Source organism: Flavobacterium sp. LHD-80 (genome assembly GCF_030929605.1).
Classification (GTDB): Bacteria; Bacteroidota; Bacteroidia; order Flavobacteriales; family Flavobacteriaceae; genus Flavobacterium.
The window spans coordinates 24,931-39,746 of record NZ_JAVFVS010000010.1 but is presented as its reverse complement, the minus strand read 5'-3'; the positions used below and the strand labels follow the sequence as shown (position 1 = coordinate 39,746).

Here is a 14,816-nt window from a genome sequence, read left to right as displayed (position 1 = left end):
ATTAAAATTCATTTATAAATAAGTCAAAATTGCCCGTTGCAGCAACTTTCAGCAAAAACGACTGCCACACATTATTGTTGACAATATCTCGGTCGATTTCGGCACGGTTTAACGTAAACATGGTTTGGGTTAAATCGGTCAAATCAGTCAGTCCGTTTTTGTATAAAGTTGATTTTTGGATGTAAGCGCGCTGTGCAGCATTGACTTGAATTGGCGCTTCGGCATAATTTTCCAAAGTGATTTTTATTTTATCTTCGGCGAAAGTCAGCTGTGATTGCAATTCTCTACTCGCTTGATTGTACTCTTCCTGCAAACCTTGCGAAACAAATTTTTGAGAAGTTACTTGTTTGTTTGCTCTAAAAGGCGTTGTTAAATTCCAAGTAATTCCAACTCCAACCAAATAATTTGAGCGATCTGGATTTACACCATCCCAGTAATTTCTGCTAAAGTTCGATTGATCAACCGCATAACCTGTTTCAAAACCCGAAGCTCTGGTTTGTAAAACTCCAAAGGCACTCATAGTTGGGTAATAAAAACGTTTGTATAATTTAACTTGTTGGTTGCTGTAATCAATCTTCGTTTTATAATATTGCAATAAAGGATGCAGACTGTCAGTCGAAGCGGTTGATCTTAAAACCTCTTTTGGAATTTGATTGACAAACAAAGTATCTGCAATAAAATCCTGAGGTGCAACGCCCATTAAATCAACTAATTTATTGTTTTGTTCTTTGACAAAATTTCGGGCAAGATTTAGTGCGATTTTTGCTTTCGAAACTTCAGCAGTTGCCAAGGTCGAATCTACTCCAGCTAATAATCCGTTTTTAACTCGGGCAACAGCTGTCTTTTTGAAAACTTCTGCACGGCTTAAATTCTTTTGCTGAGAAATCAGTAACCTTTGGCTTGCCAATAAATTCAAATAAGCTGCCGAAATTTTAATTTCCTGTTGAAATTTTTCCTGCTGTAAATCTTTTTCTTTTGCCTGAACATCAACTTTTGATAAATTGATTTTTTCCTGAGTTTTTCCAAAAGTAAAAAAGTCCCAGTTCATGTTCACTAAATACAAAGCACCAAAAGCAGAATTCCAGTTTTGGTTTGGTAGCGCTGGTCCAGAAGAAGCAGTTCCTAAACCATTAAATCCATATAATGCACCGTTTTGTCCATTAATAGTTCCGTAATCCTGTTGTGCTGATAAATTAAGATTAGGAAGATAATCACGTCGAGATTGTTTTAATGTCTCTTTTGAGGCACTGGCGTAATTGTTTTTTGCTTTGATCGAACCATAGTTTTCGAGACCTGTTTTTATTGCTTCTTTTAAAGACAAGGTTTGTGAATAACCATTTGAGGCTAAAATCAAGAAAAATAATAAAGTAATTTTTTTGAAATACATAAAACTCAAAGTGTGAAATTAAAGCGCAAATTTATTTCTCTTGTGCTGATAAATGTCAGGTTTAGTGATGTACTGCACTAATAAATGACCAATTGAATTTGTCATTTTTTGGAAAAAATAATTAAATATTTGTCCGTACTTTGTAACCTATTTTAAGTTTAAAAAATGAATAAAAAGTTTGATAATATATTGGATAACAAGTGGTGGCAGGAAATTGCTGTTGTCCTTTTTTCATTTACAATTTATACGTTAAAAAATGACTGGATGCTTTTCAGCTCTGTCACTTCCATATTAATGGGGATTTTTTTCTATTGCATTTTGTACATGCATGCGCAGTTTAATCGCTTTTTTCTTCTTCCCATATTATTCAAGACCCAGCGCCCGGTAACGTATATTTTTCTGACGCTTTTTGGTGTTTTTGTGTTTTCGGTCATCTTGTATGAAATTACAATGCTCGATATGTTCAGCAATTGTAGATTGTATCAAAACTCGCATCAACGCAGTTATATTTACCAATTGGCCAGTGTTTTAGGAACTTTGGTTTGTATTTTAAGTCCAATTATTGTTTTTAAATTTTACAGAATTCACAGAAAACATACTGACGAAACTTTGCTGTTTAACCAAATGCAATTGAATTCATTAAAAGGGCAATTGAATCCACATTTTTTATTTAATACTTTTAATACGCTTTACGGAATCAGTTTAGAATTTCCAGACCGAACTCCAGATTTGATAATGAAAGTTTCGCAATTAATGCGTTATCAACTCGAGAGCAATAACAAACAATGCGTAACTTTAGAAGATGAATTGGAGTTTATAAACAGTTATGTACAGCTTGAAAAAGAGCGTGTTGGCTATCGTTGTGATATTACATACGATTGTAAAATTGACAACGAAAATGCCTATAAAGTTTCGCCAATGCTTTTAATTGCTTTTATTGAAAATGCCTTTAAACATGGAACTTGTGCGATCGAAAAATGTTTTGTTAGAATTTTTATTACGGTCGAAAACGGTTTATTGCATTTGCACGTTGTAAATTCAATTCCGACGAAAAAAACAGATGTGGTTTCGACTAAAATTGGTTTAAAAAACACTATCGAAAGACTGAATTTAATTTATGGAAAAGACTATAAATTAGATATTCAAGACGACAAAAAAACGTATATAATTGATTTGAAACTGCAGCTGAAAAAGTTTTTATAATGAAAGAGCCAAAAAAATGTATAATTGTTGATGATGAGCCGGCGGCACATTATGTTTTGGCGAATTATATCAAGCAAAATCCGCAATTAGAATTGGTTTTCCAAGGTTATAACGGAATTGAAGCGATGGATTATCTACGTGAAAATCATGTCGATTTAATGTTTTTGGATATTAATATGCCTGAAATTTCAGGAATGGAATTACTAAAGATTATTCCGAATCATCCAAAAACAATTTTAACGACAGCTTACTCTGAATTTGCGCTTGAAAGTTACGATTACGGCGTAATTGATTATTTATTGAAACCTATTTATTTCCCAAGATTCTTAAAAGCGGTTGATCGTTTTTTTTCAACAGAAACTATAAAAATCAAGGAAGAAGAAGCTGTTGTAAATTCAGTAAGTGTAAAGGTCGACGGTTATTTTATTGATATCGAATTAGATCAGCTTTTGTATGCACAGAGTTTTGGAAACTATGTAAAACTGCATACGCTAAAACGAACTTATTTAGCCTCAATAACCACGACAGAATTAGAGAAATGTCTTCCAGAAAAAAACTTTATGCGCATTCACAAATCGTATATCGTAGCTTTAGATAAAATTGAAGAAACAGAAAAAGATTTCGTGATCATTAAACACGAAAAACTGCCAATTGGAATTACATATAAAAGAGAACTTTCTGATCGATTAAAAAAATAAGAAATTGTTGATAATATTTTAATGCGTCTTCATTTGTACTTCATTTAAAAGTAGTAATTTTAATACGATTAATTCGTAAATGGGTAGTTATGAAAAAGCTTTTACTTATTATTTTGTTTTCATGCAATGGTTTTTTAATTGCTCAGGAAGGCACAAATGTGAAAAAAGTAATAACACCTCCAGAAAAGGTGAAATTTACTTTTGAGAGAGAATATCCAGGAAAAGCAGCAGTTTGGTCTGAAGAATATGTTGGTGATGATGATGATGAAGTTCGTTATGAAGCGAAATTCAACAAAGATAAAAACACAAAAGCGGTAGCGATTTACAATAATTCAGGAGTTTTGAAAGCGTTCCAACTTCAAATTCCTTTAAGTAAACTGCCTTTAGATGCGCAGGTTTATTTAAGAAAGAATTATTCGCCAAAAGCTATCAAAGAAATAGCGGTTGTTGTTGATGATAAAAAGAAAACAACTTATGAAGTTGGAGTCACAAAAGACGCTAAATTTTATGATGTCGTTTTCGATAAAGATGGTGATTTTAATGTCATCATCGAGAAAAATTAAAATATATTTGCTTACTAATTCAATATATTGAAAAGCAAACCCGGCAGTTTTAGGACTGTCGGGTTTTGTTTTTATAATGTAACTCTGGTTGTTATGAAATCGCTAGTTTTTCTTTCCAGATTGAAAGGTTTACGCCTTTAAAAATAAGATAAAGTGTAAGACCAAATTCGGCAATAATACACGGAAATAATAATGCAAAACTAGAAAGTTCCGGTGCAAGAATTGAAGCAAAACTATTTGCTAAATAGCAGAAACCAGCGATTGTCATTAAAACGCCCAAAACTTTTGGAAAATAACCTGATTTATAAATTAAATAACCTTCAATTAAACAAACAAATCCAAAGAAGATCAAACCAACTCCAAACCCGTATCCATGAAGTTTTATCGAAAGATATGCGAGCGTATGCAATTGATCTGGACTGAATGATTTTAGGTACTCGCCATTTCCTAAGAAGAATAAAGCAGCAAGTAAATTCAATTTATTCGCTACCAAAACAGCAGTTTGTATCAAATTAAAAGATAAATTGAGAAGTGCCAGTTTTCGACTTACTGGTTTAAAAAGATAATAAAGGATAATCATAACAGGCAAGTCGCAAATTTGCATAATCAAATCGGCGCTGATGCCTAATCTCCATAAAAAATCAGCATGGATAATATTGTTTGCTGTTGCTTCAGCATCTCCAGAAACGAATAATTTATTTCTGACAAAAGCTTCCGCAAATAATCCAGTTAAGATAATTACGAGATATAATAATCCTGCTATTCTGGCATAAAATTGAGGATTAGTTTCAAAATTTTTTGGTTTCATATTTTGGTTGGTTTATCATAAGACGTTTGTCTAGTCAAATTGTTACTGGACCAAAATATTTAGTTTAATGTTTTAATTTTTAATAAGAAACCCGACAGGTTTCAAAAACCTGTCGGGTTTAATTTATAAGAAGTAGCAATTAACCATTAACAATTAATAATTAACCATTAATTAAAGCATCATTCCGCCAGAAACCTCAATTCGCTGTGCATTTACCCAGCGCGCATCTTCAGTACATAAAAAAGCAACAACACCGCCAATATCATCCGGCAAACCAACTCTCCCTAAAGCTGTCACAGAAGCAATCTGTTGATTCATTTGCTCATTATCACGAACAACGCCACCACCAAAATCAGTTTCAATAGCACCCGGCGCCACAACATTTGCTCTAATTTTTCTCGCTCCTAATTCCTTAGCCTGATATTTGGTTAAAGTTTCAATCGCGCCTTTCATCGATGCATATGCTGAATATCCAGGAAATGAGAATCTTGCTAAACCTGTTGAAATATTTACAATTCCACCACCGTCATTCATAACGTTCAATGCTTTTTGCGTCAAGAAAAACGGACCTTTAAATTGAATATTTGTTAATTGATCAAATTCCGCTTCAGTTGTTCCAATGAATGAATTGTGAATTCCAATTCCGGCATTGTTCACTAAAAAGTCAAATTTATCTGTTTTGAAAGTATTTTTTAAAACTGATTTTACTTCTTCAAAAAAAGAATCAAAAGTACTTGGTTCAGCAACGTTTAATTGAAGCGAAGCGGCTCTTTGTCCTAAACTTTCGATTTCTTTTACTACTAAATCAGCTTCTTCTTTTTTACTGTTGTACGTTATGATTACGTCGATTCCTTTTTTAGCAATTGCAATTGCCATATTTTTCCCTAAACCTCTGCTACCGCCTGTAACTAGAGCTATTTTTGTATTTATTGCCATGTTTTTAATTGTGAATTGTTAATGGTGAATTGTTAATTGTTAATTGTTAATTGTTAATTGGTAATTGTTAATTGTTAATTGTTAATTGTTAATTGTTAATTGTGAATGGTAAAATGTGAAATGTTTGTCTTTTTCAATTAACAATTCACAATTTATAATTTACCATTAATTATGCATTGCATTAAAATGATTTCTCAAATCTTCAGCGCTTGCATTTAATCTTGTTTCGCTGGTTCCGAAAGTAAGTTCTTGTTTTCCATCTTTTAATTGCTCAAAAATAGATTCGATAAAACTGCTTACGCTCGGATGTGCGTCGTGCAAACCAACACCACCTAAATCGGTATTTAATGCTGGCGGAATAATTTCGATCACTTCAATATTTTTTGCTTTTAATAAATGACGAAGTGAAAGCGTAAACGAACGGAAAAATGCCTTTGTAGCCGAATAAACTGGAACTTTTGCAAAAGGCGAAAATGCCAGTCCAGAAGTTACATTCATTACTGTTGTCAATGATTTTAATTGAATAAATAAAGAAGTTAAATGTAGTGGAGCTTCAATATTAGTACTAAGTTCCGATTTCATACTTTCGTAGAAATCAGCATCAGTTACAGAAACCCATTTTTGAATTCCAGCATTATTTATTAGTACATTTAAATCAGGGTGATTTTCTGAAATCCATTCATAAAGAGCGATGCGTTCTTTTTCATATGATAAGTCACAAACTTTTGTGATTACAGATGGAAATTTTGCTTTTACTTCGTTTAAAACAGATTCTCTTCTTCCGCAAATAATTACGGTATTATTCTCCTGAATAAATCGTTCGGCAAGTCCAAGTCCGATACCGCTTGCACCGCCTGTTATTAGTATTTTGTTGTTTGATAAATTCATCTTTTTTATCTTTTAAATTGATAAGACAAAGGTAGGAGTCAAGTAGATGTGGGGAATTGTAAATTTCAAACCGATGTTTGCAAAATTCAAATCAGATTATGAAATTCTAAAATTTAAATTCTCATTTTATGTCATCCTGAGCGAAGTCGAAGGACGCGCATTGTAGAACTTACTGTATGGATTTAGCATGATATCCTTCGACTTCGCTCAGGAGGACAAAATTTGTGGTAACTATTGTAAATAATCTAAAATCTACAATTAAGCTCTAAAAGCAATCGGCGTAAAAGAAGTCTGTTTTTTAAAGAAATTTGAGAAATGTGCTAATTCTTCAAAACCCAGAGAAAATGCGATCTCAGAAATATTCCAATCCGTTTGCTTCAAAAGGATTTTGGCTTCGTTTGTTAATCGGTTGCTAATTAATTCTGTGGTAGTTTTTCCGGTGTTTTCCTTTAAAACTTTATTTAAATGATTGACATGAACAGATAATCTTGAGGCAAAATCTTTTGCTGTTCTCAATTCTAAACGCTGATTTGGGGATTCAATTGGAAATTGCCTTTCTAATAATTCAGCAAATAAAGAAGAAACTCTCGCTGCCGAATTATGTTTTGAATAAAGTGCTGTTATTGGCTGTAATTTTTGTCCAAAGTGAATCAACTCGGCAACATAATTCCGAATTAAATCATATTTATAAATGTAATCTGAGTTGATTTCTTTTTGTATCTTTTTGAAAATCAAAGCAACTTCTTCAACTTCTTCATCTGATAATTGAAATATTGGATAACCATCAGAAGCAAAAATTGGAAGTTCGTCCAGATCAATTCCGCTTTTGCTTTTTGATAAAAATTCGCTGGTGAAAACACAAAATTGTCCGCCTTGATTAGTGTCTTGCGGTAAATAATTGTACGGAATTTTTGGTGTTGCAAATAACAATCCCTGTTTTTCAATTTCGATTATTTTGTTGGCATATTCTGCTTTGTTATGACCTCTTATCAAACTTATTTTATAATAAGCCCTTCTGTCATAAGGCATAACCGATTTTCCTTGAAGTCTTTCTAATAGTTCCTTGATGTCAAAAACATTAAAATGTCCAATTTCTTTTTGAATGTCATTTGGCAATAATGAATTTGGATCAACTGTTGAACCTTCGGTAATATCTTGATAAAATGAATCTAGAGATTTCATATTTGTGAATTGTAAAATTCAAATATACGAAAAAATAAGCTTTGTGAGTTTAACCGCAAAGAACGCAAGGTTTTTTGATTTAGACAGTCTATAGAAAACGCAAAGTTCGCAAAGCTTTGTGTAAAATCTTTGCGAACCTTGCGTATATCTTTGCGCTCTTTGCGGTTAAAATAAACTTCCTTGAACAAATTCAGGTTCAGGATTACTTCCAAAAGAGAAAGCATCAATTACAAAAAACTGTTTTACTATAGGATCAAATTCTCTTAAAACAATTTCATTGCATTCAAATTGAAGATCGATTGTAGTAAAAAGTTCAGAAGCAATTTTAAGGTTTTCAGGCGTTAATCTTCTTCCTATTGACATATGCGGCTCGTCGCTTTTTTTAAGTTTTAGAGACTTTAAAGTTTCATGAGTCTTTTTCATTATTGGAACAAAATTGTTTTTTGAATCTTCGGTTACACCAATGAAAAAAGCGCCAGCATTCGGAAAAGAATCAAAATGATCTAAGTATGCTTGAAAAGGCGTAAAAGTATCTGAAATTTTTGCAAGTTTTTGTTTGAATGAATCAAGCTGTGATTCATCAATTGTAAATTCACAAATTGTGATATGTGCTTCAGAATTACAGCTGTTGTACCATTTAATTTTGCTTCTTAAAAAGTCTTTCAATTTTTTAACAGGCTCAACTAATGTCTTAGAATAAAATACAACCGAATATGTTTTCTCCATTTTTGTGGCTTTGAATTACACAAATTTAAAATTTAAATTGTGCTGTCAACGCGGCATAAAAATAATCTTTTCCTGAACCCACTTCTTTTAAAAAGGAACCTGCATTGAACCAGCCGGTTTCTAGTGTAAACGCTAAATAATTATTCATGTCGTAGTTTACATTCGAAATTAACTGCGAACCTATAAAACGCTCAGTGGTGTCTTTTCCAGAATATAAAAGCTGCATATTTGGGGCATATAATCCGTCACTTAATGTTTGTCTCCAAAAGATGTCATAATCAATTCCGAGTGTCCATTTTTCTGCTAAACTGAAGTTAATTGAAGGATGGATATCAATTAAATTCGATGGACCAATTAAGGCAACCAATCCAAAATAAGCGCCTCTTGGATATAACGGATTAAAAGTTTCTAAATGATTATCATCTGAATGTTGGTCACCTGAAATGATTTCAGTTTTAAGTCCGATTTCAGGTTGAAATTTTATTTTCTTGAAAGTATAACAAGCAAAAGAAGAAAGTGTCCAGGCTGAAATGGTCTTTTGATTGATGTTTCCGAATTGGTAAACGCCTTCAAAATCATATTTCCAATTTCCTTTGTTTTTCCAAATTCGGGTTCCAATCGATTGTCTGTTTTCTTCGCCAACGGCATCATCAAAAATAGCTCGGCTTTTCCATAAACCTAAATAATATAAATCGATATTTTGAATAAAAGGCACTTTGTGAATTACAGTATAACTTCCCCAAAACTTCGCATTTTCATTAAAACGGTCATTAAAAGTTCCTTCTTTATTGGCAATTGGATGCGTGAAAAAAGCGTCTGTCTGCCAATTATCTTTTTTATAAAATAGTTTTACTGCATCAAAAGCAAGTCGGCTGTTTGGGCCTTCGCGTACAGCAACTAAACGTTGCGAACCGTACAGCATTTCTTGTCTTCCAGAACGAAGGGTTAATTGTTCATTTTCTTTCCGAATTAGGTCAATATCCAAAAAAGCCTGATGAATGTCTAATTGATTTTCATCAACCGGACTTGGATCAATTTTGCCATTTGCCAAACTGCTTTGGAATTCGAAAAACGTTCTAAAAATGCCTAATTGAACATTTGCATGGAGCAAATAACGAGAAAGCAAATATCCGTCATCAGGTTCATCTCCCCATTTATTGTTGAGCGTATAAGTATATTGTAGTCTTGCTTCACCGCCAATCGAGGCGTAGTATTTTTCGTTTCTTCCTAACGGAATGTATTTGATTTTTTCGTACCAGTTTTTCGCCGAATCGGATTTTAGATAAGTCAAATCATCCTCATATCGCAGCCTTTGGAAAACTGGTTTTTGTTGTGCATTTGCAGAAAAAATGATTCCCAAAAGCAACAATAAGAAGAATGTATTTTTCATTTGAATTAGTTTTTTTGATATCCTCCAAAGTAATTTACCGGACTCCAGTCTGGAATTGCTTTTGGTTTTTCAGCTGCAAAAGTTCTAAAATCATTGTCGGCATAAACTACTTTCCCGTTTACGACTGTCAGTTTTGATTCGATGTTTAGGATTTTTTCTTCAGAAATAGAGAAATAATCATCAGAAAGAATGGCAAAATCAGCTAATTTATCCGCAGTCAGCATTCCTCTGTCTTTTTCAATATTGATTAATTGAGCGCTTCCGTAAGTGAACAATTTTAAAGCGGTAGTTCTGTCTACAATATTTTCGTCGTTCATGTATTTTAAACCGCCTAAAGTTTTTCCGGTTGTCAGCCAATATAAACCAACCCACGGATTGTAACTTGCCACACGGGTTCCATCAGTTCCCATCCCGACTTTAATTCCTAATTCGAAAATCTTCTTTAGCGGAACTGTGTTTGAAGCAGCAGTTTTTCCATATCTTTTAATAAAACTTTCACCTTGATATGCCATTCTATGCTGAATTGCAATACCTCCGTTTAAAGCTTTAATGCGTTTCAAATTTTCTGTCGAAACGGTTTCGGCATGATCGAAGAACCATAAAAGTCCGTTTAAAGGTGTTTCTTTATTAATGTCTTCAATTACATTTAAAAATCGAGTAATGCTTTCGTTGTAAGTAGCGTGAATTCTAAAAGGCCATCTGTTTTTTACTAATAAAGATAAAACATCTTTTAATTGACCTTCCATCGCTGGGCTCAATTCTGGTCTTGGTTTATCGAAGTTTTCAAAATCTCCGGCACTCATTACTAGATTTTCTCCAGCGCCTTGAACATGATATTCCACTTTGTCAGAATGATGATCGTCGTCACAGCCTTCGCCAATTTCTACAGTCTGCATCCATTTTGTGTAATCATTTAATTCAGTTCCAGCTTTTTGTGCAAACAAATAGTAAGGCATTCTCACAGTCAAATCGCTGTCTTTGCATAAACCGTTTGTTACGCCATAATCATCTGGAAAGTTTTGAAATCCGCCTCCTGCATCCATAATCGCTGTTACGCCAAGACGATTCATTTCGGTCATAAATTGTTTGGTCGAATTGAATTTTTCATCTTGTGTCAATTCAGGAAGTTTCGCAAGTGTAGAGTATAAGATGAAAGCATTTGGCTCTGCGACTAACAATCCAGTTGGATTTCCATTTGGATCTTTTTCAATCAATCCCGCATTTGGATTTGGCGTATTCGCATCAATTTTTAAAGTTTCTAAACCTGCTTTGTTCAAATAAGCGTGCCCGTATAAATGAAGGATAAAAGTGGGAACATCGCCAGTTGCTTCGTTGATTTCTGCTAAAGTTGGTAATCTTTTTTCTTCAAACTGATAGGCGTTCCATCCGCCGACAACGCGAACCCATTGTCCTTTTGGCGTTCTATGCGCTTGTTCTTTCAGCATGGCTAAAGCTCTTTTTAAGGAACGAACGCCGTCCCAGCGTAATTCGGTATTGAAGAATCTTCCGCCTCTGATAATGTGCATGTGAGAATCGAAAATTCCAGGAATAATGGTTTTTCCTTTAGCATCGATTACTGTTGTTTTTTTGTCTTTTAATTTTAAGATTTCGCTGTTTTTTCCTGTTTTCAGGATTTTTCCATCGGCGACAGCCATAGCTTCAACGATTGTATTTTTATCATCTAAAGTATGAATTACAGCATGATGAACGATAAGTGTGGCTTTTTTGCCTTGAGCGAAAACAGGCAGGGAAATGATTAAAAGAAATGCTAGTATTTTGAAAGAGAGTTTCATGGTTTTGGTGTTTTAGTTGGTTTTGAGGAAAAAAAAAAAGACTGTGCAGTTACACAGCCTTTTTAAAAGATCTGTATGCGAGTTTTATTTAGTGTTTCAACATTTCGTGAGCGTATTGAACACCTACACCGTAAGCGCCACCGTATTTTTTAACTAAATCGGTTACAGGTACGTAAGTCTCTTGACGACCCCAGTCGCGTTGTAATTCTAACAAATATTGTAAAGCAGTTACAGGATGAGCACCAGCCTGAACCATACGAGTTACAGCCATTTCGTGAGCTTCTTTAGAAACGTCTCCACTTGCGTCTGTAATTACATAAACATCATAACCTTCGTTGATTGCTGATAAAACTGGTCCAACAATACAAACACTTGTCCATAAACCGCCAAATACGATTTTCTTTTTACCAGTTGCAATAATTGCTTTGCGTGCAGGAGCATCTTCCCAAGTATTCATTGTGGTACGGTCAATATAATTGGAAGTTTTTTGTGGATAGAATTCTTCAATTTCTCTGAAAACAGGCCCGCTGAATGATTTTTCGGCAACCGTTGTAACTATAGTTGGTACTTTAAATATTTTTGAAGCTCCAGCTACTAAAGCTGTATTGTTGCGTAATTGATCGATTGGAATATTGCTAACTGCAAAGGCCATTTGGCTTTCGTAATCAATTAAAACTAGTGTATGATTTGTTGGATCTAATAACGCAGGACTTGGTTTTTGAGCAAATCCAATAAAAGTTACTAAAGATAAAACTGCTGTAAGGATTAATTTTTTCATGATAATGTGATTTTGTTGTTAATTAAAAGGTTTTTAAATATTGTGTATTTGATTTTCAATGTTTTGCATTCAAATTAAATGCCTTGTTTGTAATGTGTTGATTTTAAAAGGTTTTTCAGAAAAGGCAATAGTTATCCTAGCGATATATCGTTACTAAAAATTGGATATTCGTTAAATGATTTCGTTAAGCTTTTAATGAATTTTTAAAAGAGAAGAATATTGGTACCTAAATTTTTCCCTTTAAATGTAATCGGTGGAGAATTTCGGACCTTAATAAGCCACTTCCACCTCCAAAATGTTCTATTACTTCTACATCTGGCTGTGTTTTTATGCAGAAAGATGTGAATTGTTTTTCGATATGATCTTCGATTCCGGAACTCAAAAGGACAATATCGATTTTGTTTTTAAGAAAATATTCTTGTGCTAGATTTTCATCATTAAAAGGTATTGCATTCCACTCTTCGTATGCATTTACCAGCCTAGTCAGTATCTCTAAAATTGGCTCGTTTTTTCCGAGGATTAAGAATTCAAATGTTTTCATAATTACTAATTTACATGACAAAATTATTTTAATTAAAATTGTTTCAACTTAATCTAGAACAAGAAATGATTTTTTTGATTTTTGATCATTTTCGAAAGAATCATTCTGATGAACTTCTAAATTGCTTTACAAATGTATAATGATCTTGTGAAAATGTTTCTTAATCTAGGACAAGAAAGTTTTTTGCAAACAATCCGCTATTTAAAATTGAACAGGCTTTTGCTAGAACTTATAATTTGTTTGACAAAGATATCTTTGAAGTAGGAGGTTTTCACTTAATCTAGAACAAGATTTTATTTTTATTTTAGAGCAGCGACGTTTTTTGCAGATTAATATTGTTATGAAAAGGTTAAATCTAAGTTTTTTTAAATTTTGATTTTTTGATTTGTAAGTGTCTTAGTTGTTTATTATCAGTTGTTTATATTGATTTTGGGATAATTGGTTTTAAAAAAAATCAAAAATATTTTGTCATAATGCGGAAAACCGTAATGTTTTCCTTTAACAGCTGGGTAAATTTGCACCATAGAAATTCAGATTTAAGATGTTTTTGCCTTTTTTAATCATCTTTAAAAGGTTTCTATGAATTATTACTAGTTTTTGGAGAAACAAGTTTTAGAAGTTTGACATATTCATTGATCGTGGGTACATTGTATAAATTTGCAAGATAAATACAATAAGTCAAAATTTTTACGGGTTTTTAGGTTCGGTTACACGTTAGCCAATCTAAAAACCCTTTTTATATTTAATTTTTAATAATATCCGTGAGTTTTAAGCCATTCTTCGCAATCTTTAGTCCAGTTTTTGCTTGTGTCTTTTACGCTTAAACCAAATCCGTGACCGCCACTTTCATATAAATGTAACTCAGATGTAACTCCATTTTTTTTAAGTGCGAGATAATAATTAATACTGTTTTCGGGCAAAACGGCAGTATCGTCAGTTGCGTGTATTAAAAACGTTGGAGGAGTTTGTGCTGTCACTTTTTTATCATTCGAAAAAGAATCAATCAAAGTCTGCGATGGATTATTTCCTAATAAACTTGTCTGCGATCCTTTGTGCGTGATTTCGTTTTCCATGGAAATAACAGGATAAATTAAAAGCGAAAAGTCTGGACGTGCGCTGGCTTTATATGCAGATTCATATGTTTTGTCGTCATAATGTGTTGCCAAAGTCGAAGCCAAATGCCCGCCAGCCGAAAATCCAATTGTACCAATTTTATTACTGTCGATATTCCACTTTGCAGCATTTTCACGTACATAACGCATTGCTTCCTGAGCATCTTGAAGCGGACCAATATTTTTGTTTTTCATGATTAAATCGCTAGGCAAACGATATTTTAAAACAAAGGCTGTAATTCCTAAACTATTCAGCCAATTCGCCACTTTTGTTCCTTCCTTATCCATCGAAAGATGCGAATAACCGCCACCTGGAAAAATAATCACAGCGGTTTGATTTGGTTTAACATCTTTCGGAATAAAAATGCTTAAAGTTGGTATTGTAACAAAACTTGTTCTTTGAAGAATCCCATCTTTTATTGTTTGCTTTTCTTGATAATCTGCAGAAATAATTTCATCTGGAATTTTGTTCCACAAAGGAATTACTTGGCCTTGAGCCTGAATCTGATTAATGGTTAATGTAAACAAAGCGAGAAGAATGAGTGATTTTGGATAAAAAATGGCTTTCATTTTTGTGATTTAAAATGTAATGGTTTGATCTAGTTTATTGTAAGAGAAAAACAATATAAAAATGTGGGTGGCTGAGCATTCCTGTTTCAGGACAATTTTTGTACTTTAAACGGATGAATTTAGCACTTTGACATTTAACAAATATATTGTTTAATATGTAATATTGTGGTATTTTTTTTATTCGATATGTTTATTTAATTGGATAAAATAATTTTTTATATAATTTATTTGGATTATAAAG

14 protein-coding genes are annotated in these 14,816 nt (G+C 33.1%); 3 read left to right on the top strand and 11 right to left on the bottom strand.

The features are described from left to right. Nucleotide 1: 1 nt before the first annotated feature. On the bottom strand, nt 2–1,387 hold the full coding sequence (locus tag RB619_RS13880; RefSeq protein WP_308098421.1) for a TolC family protein: 1,386 nt from the start codon (nt 1,385–1,387) through the stop codon (nt 2–4). Nucleotides 1,388–1,552: 165 nt separating this feature from the next. Here RB619_RS13880 and RB619_RS13875 point away from each other — a divergent pair, with 165 nt between their 5' ends. The 3 genes from RB619_RS13875 to RB619_RS13865 all read left to right on the top strand — a co-directional run bounded on the left by RB619_RS13875 (nt 1,553) and on the right by RB619_RS13865 (nt 3,851). Further along, nucleotides 1,553–2,590 (top strand): histidine kinase, encoded by a 1,038-nt coding sequence (locus tag RB619_RS13875; protein ID WP_308098413.1) that lies wholly within the window; start codon nt 1,553–1,555, stop codon nt 2,588–2,590. Then, complete coding sequence (locus RB619_RS13870) at nt 2,590–3,288, top strand: LytTR family DNA-binding domain-containing protein (RefSeq protein ID WP_308098404.1); 699 nt, start codon at nt 2,590–2,592, stop codon at nt 3,286–3,288. Before RB619_RS13875 ends, RB619_RS13870 begins: the two co-directional genes overlap by 1 nt. Nucleotides 3,289–3,377: 89 nt before the next feature. Then, a complete protein-coding gene (locus RB619_RS13865) occupies nt 3,378–3,851 on the top strand; it encodes a hypothetical protein (protein WP_308098395.1) in 474 nt (157 codons plus the stop codon). Between the two features lie 91 nt (nt 3,852–3,942). Here RB619_RS13865 and RB619_RS13860 read toward each other — a convergent pair whose 3' ends face one another. The 10 genes from RB619_RS13860 to RB619_RS13815 form a co-directional block, all read right to left on the bottom strand. Then, on the bottom strand, nt 3,943–4,659 hold the full coding sequence (locus tag RB619_RS13860) for a DUF4386 domain-containing protein (protein ID WP_308098388.1): 717 nt from the start codon (nt 4,657–4,659) through the stop codon (nt 3,943–3,945). Nucleotides 4,660–4,830: 171 nt separating this feature from the next. Further along, a complete protein-coding gene (locus RB619_RS13855) occupies nt 4,831–5,595 on the bottom strand; it encodes an SDR family oxidoreductase (protein ID WP_308098381.1) in 765 nt (254 codons plus the stop codon). Between the two features lie 165 nt (nt 5,596–5,760). Beyond that, on the bottom strand, nt 5,761–6,483 hold the full coding sequence (locus RB619_RS13850; RefSeq protein ID WP_308098379.1) for an SDR family NAD(P)-dependent oxidoreductase: 723 nt from the start codon (nt 6,481–6,483) through the stop codon (nt 5,761–5,763). A gap of 258 nt (nt 6,484–6,741) precedes the next feature. Beyond that, nucleotides 6,742–7,665, bottom strand: a complete 924-nt coding sequence (locus RB619_RS13845) for a helix-turn-helix transcriptional regulator (protein ID WP_308098377.1) — start codon at nt 7,663–7,665, stop codon at nt 6,742–6,744. A 165-nt stretch (nt 7,666–7,830) separates the two neighbouring features. Continuing rightward, on the bottom strand, nt 7,831–8,391 hold the full coding sequence (locus RB619_RS13840) for a 2'-5' RNA ligase family protein (protein WP_308098375.1): 561 nt from the start codon (nt 8,389–8,391) through the stop codon (nt 7,831–7,833). Nucleotides 8,392–8,416: 25 nt separating this feature from the next. Next, a complete protein-coding gene (locus RB619_RS13835; RefSeq protein WP_308098373.1) occupies nt 8,417–9,781 on the bottom strand; it encodes an alginate export family protein in 1,365 nt (454 codons plus the stop codon). A 5-nt stretch (nt 9,782–9,786) separates the two neighbouring features. Next, entirely contained in the window at nt 9,787–11,574 is a 1,788-nt protein-coding gene (locus tag RB619_RS13830; RefSeq protein WP_308098371.1) for an amidohydrolase, read from the bottom strand. 88 nt (nt 11,575–11,662) lie between these two features. After that, nucleotides 11,663–12,352, bottom strand: a complete 690-nt coding sequence (locus tag RB619_RS13825) for a hydrolase (protein ID WP_308098370.1) — start codon at nt 12,350–12,352, stop codon at nt 11,663–11,665. 226 nt (nt 12,353–12,578) lie between these two features. Beyond that, entirely contained in the window at nt 12,579–12,893 is a 315-nt protein-coding gene (locus RB619_RS13820) for a hypothetical protein (RefSeq protein ID WP_308098368.1), read from the bottom strand. Between the two features lie 749 nt (nt 12,894–13,642). Further along, the gene (locus RB619_RS13815; RefSeq protein WP_308098361.1) at nt 13,643–14,575 is read right to left on the bottom strand and encodes an alpha/beta hydrolase; all 933 of its coding nucleotides are present in this window, start codon (nt 14,573–14,575) and stop codon (nt 13,643–13,645) included. Between the last annotated feature and the right edge of the window lie 241 nt (nt 14,576–14,816).

Coding starts and splice junctions, on each gene's coding strand:
- RB619_RS13880 (WP_308098421.1), bottom strand. CDS start 1,387: ATGTATTTCAAAAAAATTACTTTATTATTTTTCTTGATTTTAGCCTCA.
- RB619_RS13875 (WP_308098413.1), top strand. CDS start 1,553: ATGAATAAAAAGTTTGATAATATATTGGATAACAAGTGGTGGCAGGAA.
- RB619_RS13870 (WP_308098404.1), top strand. CDS start 2,590: ATGAAAGAGCCAAAAAAATGTATAATTGTTGATGATGAGCCGGCGGCA.
- RB619_RS13865 (WP_308098395.1), top strand. CDS start 3,378: ATGAAAAAGCTTTTACTTATTATTTTGTTTTCATGCAATGGTTTTTTA.
- RB619_RS13860 (WP_308098388.1), bottom strand. CDS start 4,659: ATGAAACCAAAAAATTTTGAAACTAATCCTCAATTTTATGCCAGAATA.
- RB619_RS13855 (WP_308098381.1), bottom strand. CDS start 5,595: ATGGCAATAAATACAAAAATAGCTCTAGTTACAGGCGGTAGCAGAGGT.
- RB619_RS13850 (WP_308098379.1), bottom strand. CDS start 6,483: ATGAATTTATCAAACAACAAAATACTAATAACAGGCGGTGCAAGCGGT.
- RB619_RS13845 (WP_308098377.1), bottom strand. CDS start 7,665: ATGAAATCTCTAGATTCATTTTATCAAGATATTACCGAAGGTTCAACA.
- RB619_RS13840 (WP_308098375.1), bottom strand. CDS start 8,391: ATGGAGAAAACATATTCGGTTGTATTTTATTCTAAGACATTAGTTGAG.
- RB619_RS13835 (WP_308098373.1), bottom strand. CDS start 9,781: ATGAAAAATACATTCTTCTTATTGTTGCTTTTGGGAATCATTTTTTCT.
- RB619_RS13830 (WP_308098371.1), bottom strand. CDS start 11,574: ATGAAACTCTCTTTCAAAATACTAGCATTTCTTTTAATCATTTCCCTG.
- RB619_RS13825 (WP_308098370.1), bottom strand. CDS start 12,352: ATGAAAAAATTAATCCTTACAGCAGTTTTATCTTTAGTAACTTTTATT.
- RB619_RS13820 (WP_308098368.1), bottom strand. CDS start 12,893: ATGAAAACATTTGAATTCTTAATCCTCGGAAAAAACGAGCCAATTTTA.
- RB619_RS13815 (WP_308098361.1), bottom strand. CDS start 14,575: ATGAAAGCCATTTTTTATCCAAAATCACTCATTCTTCTCGCTTTGTTT.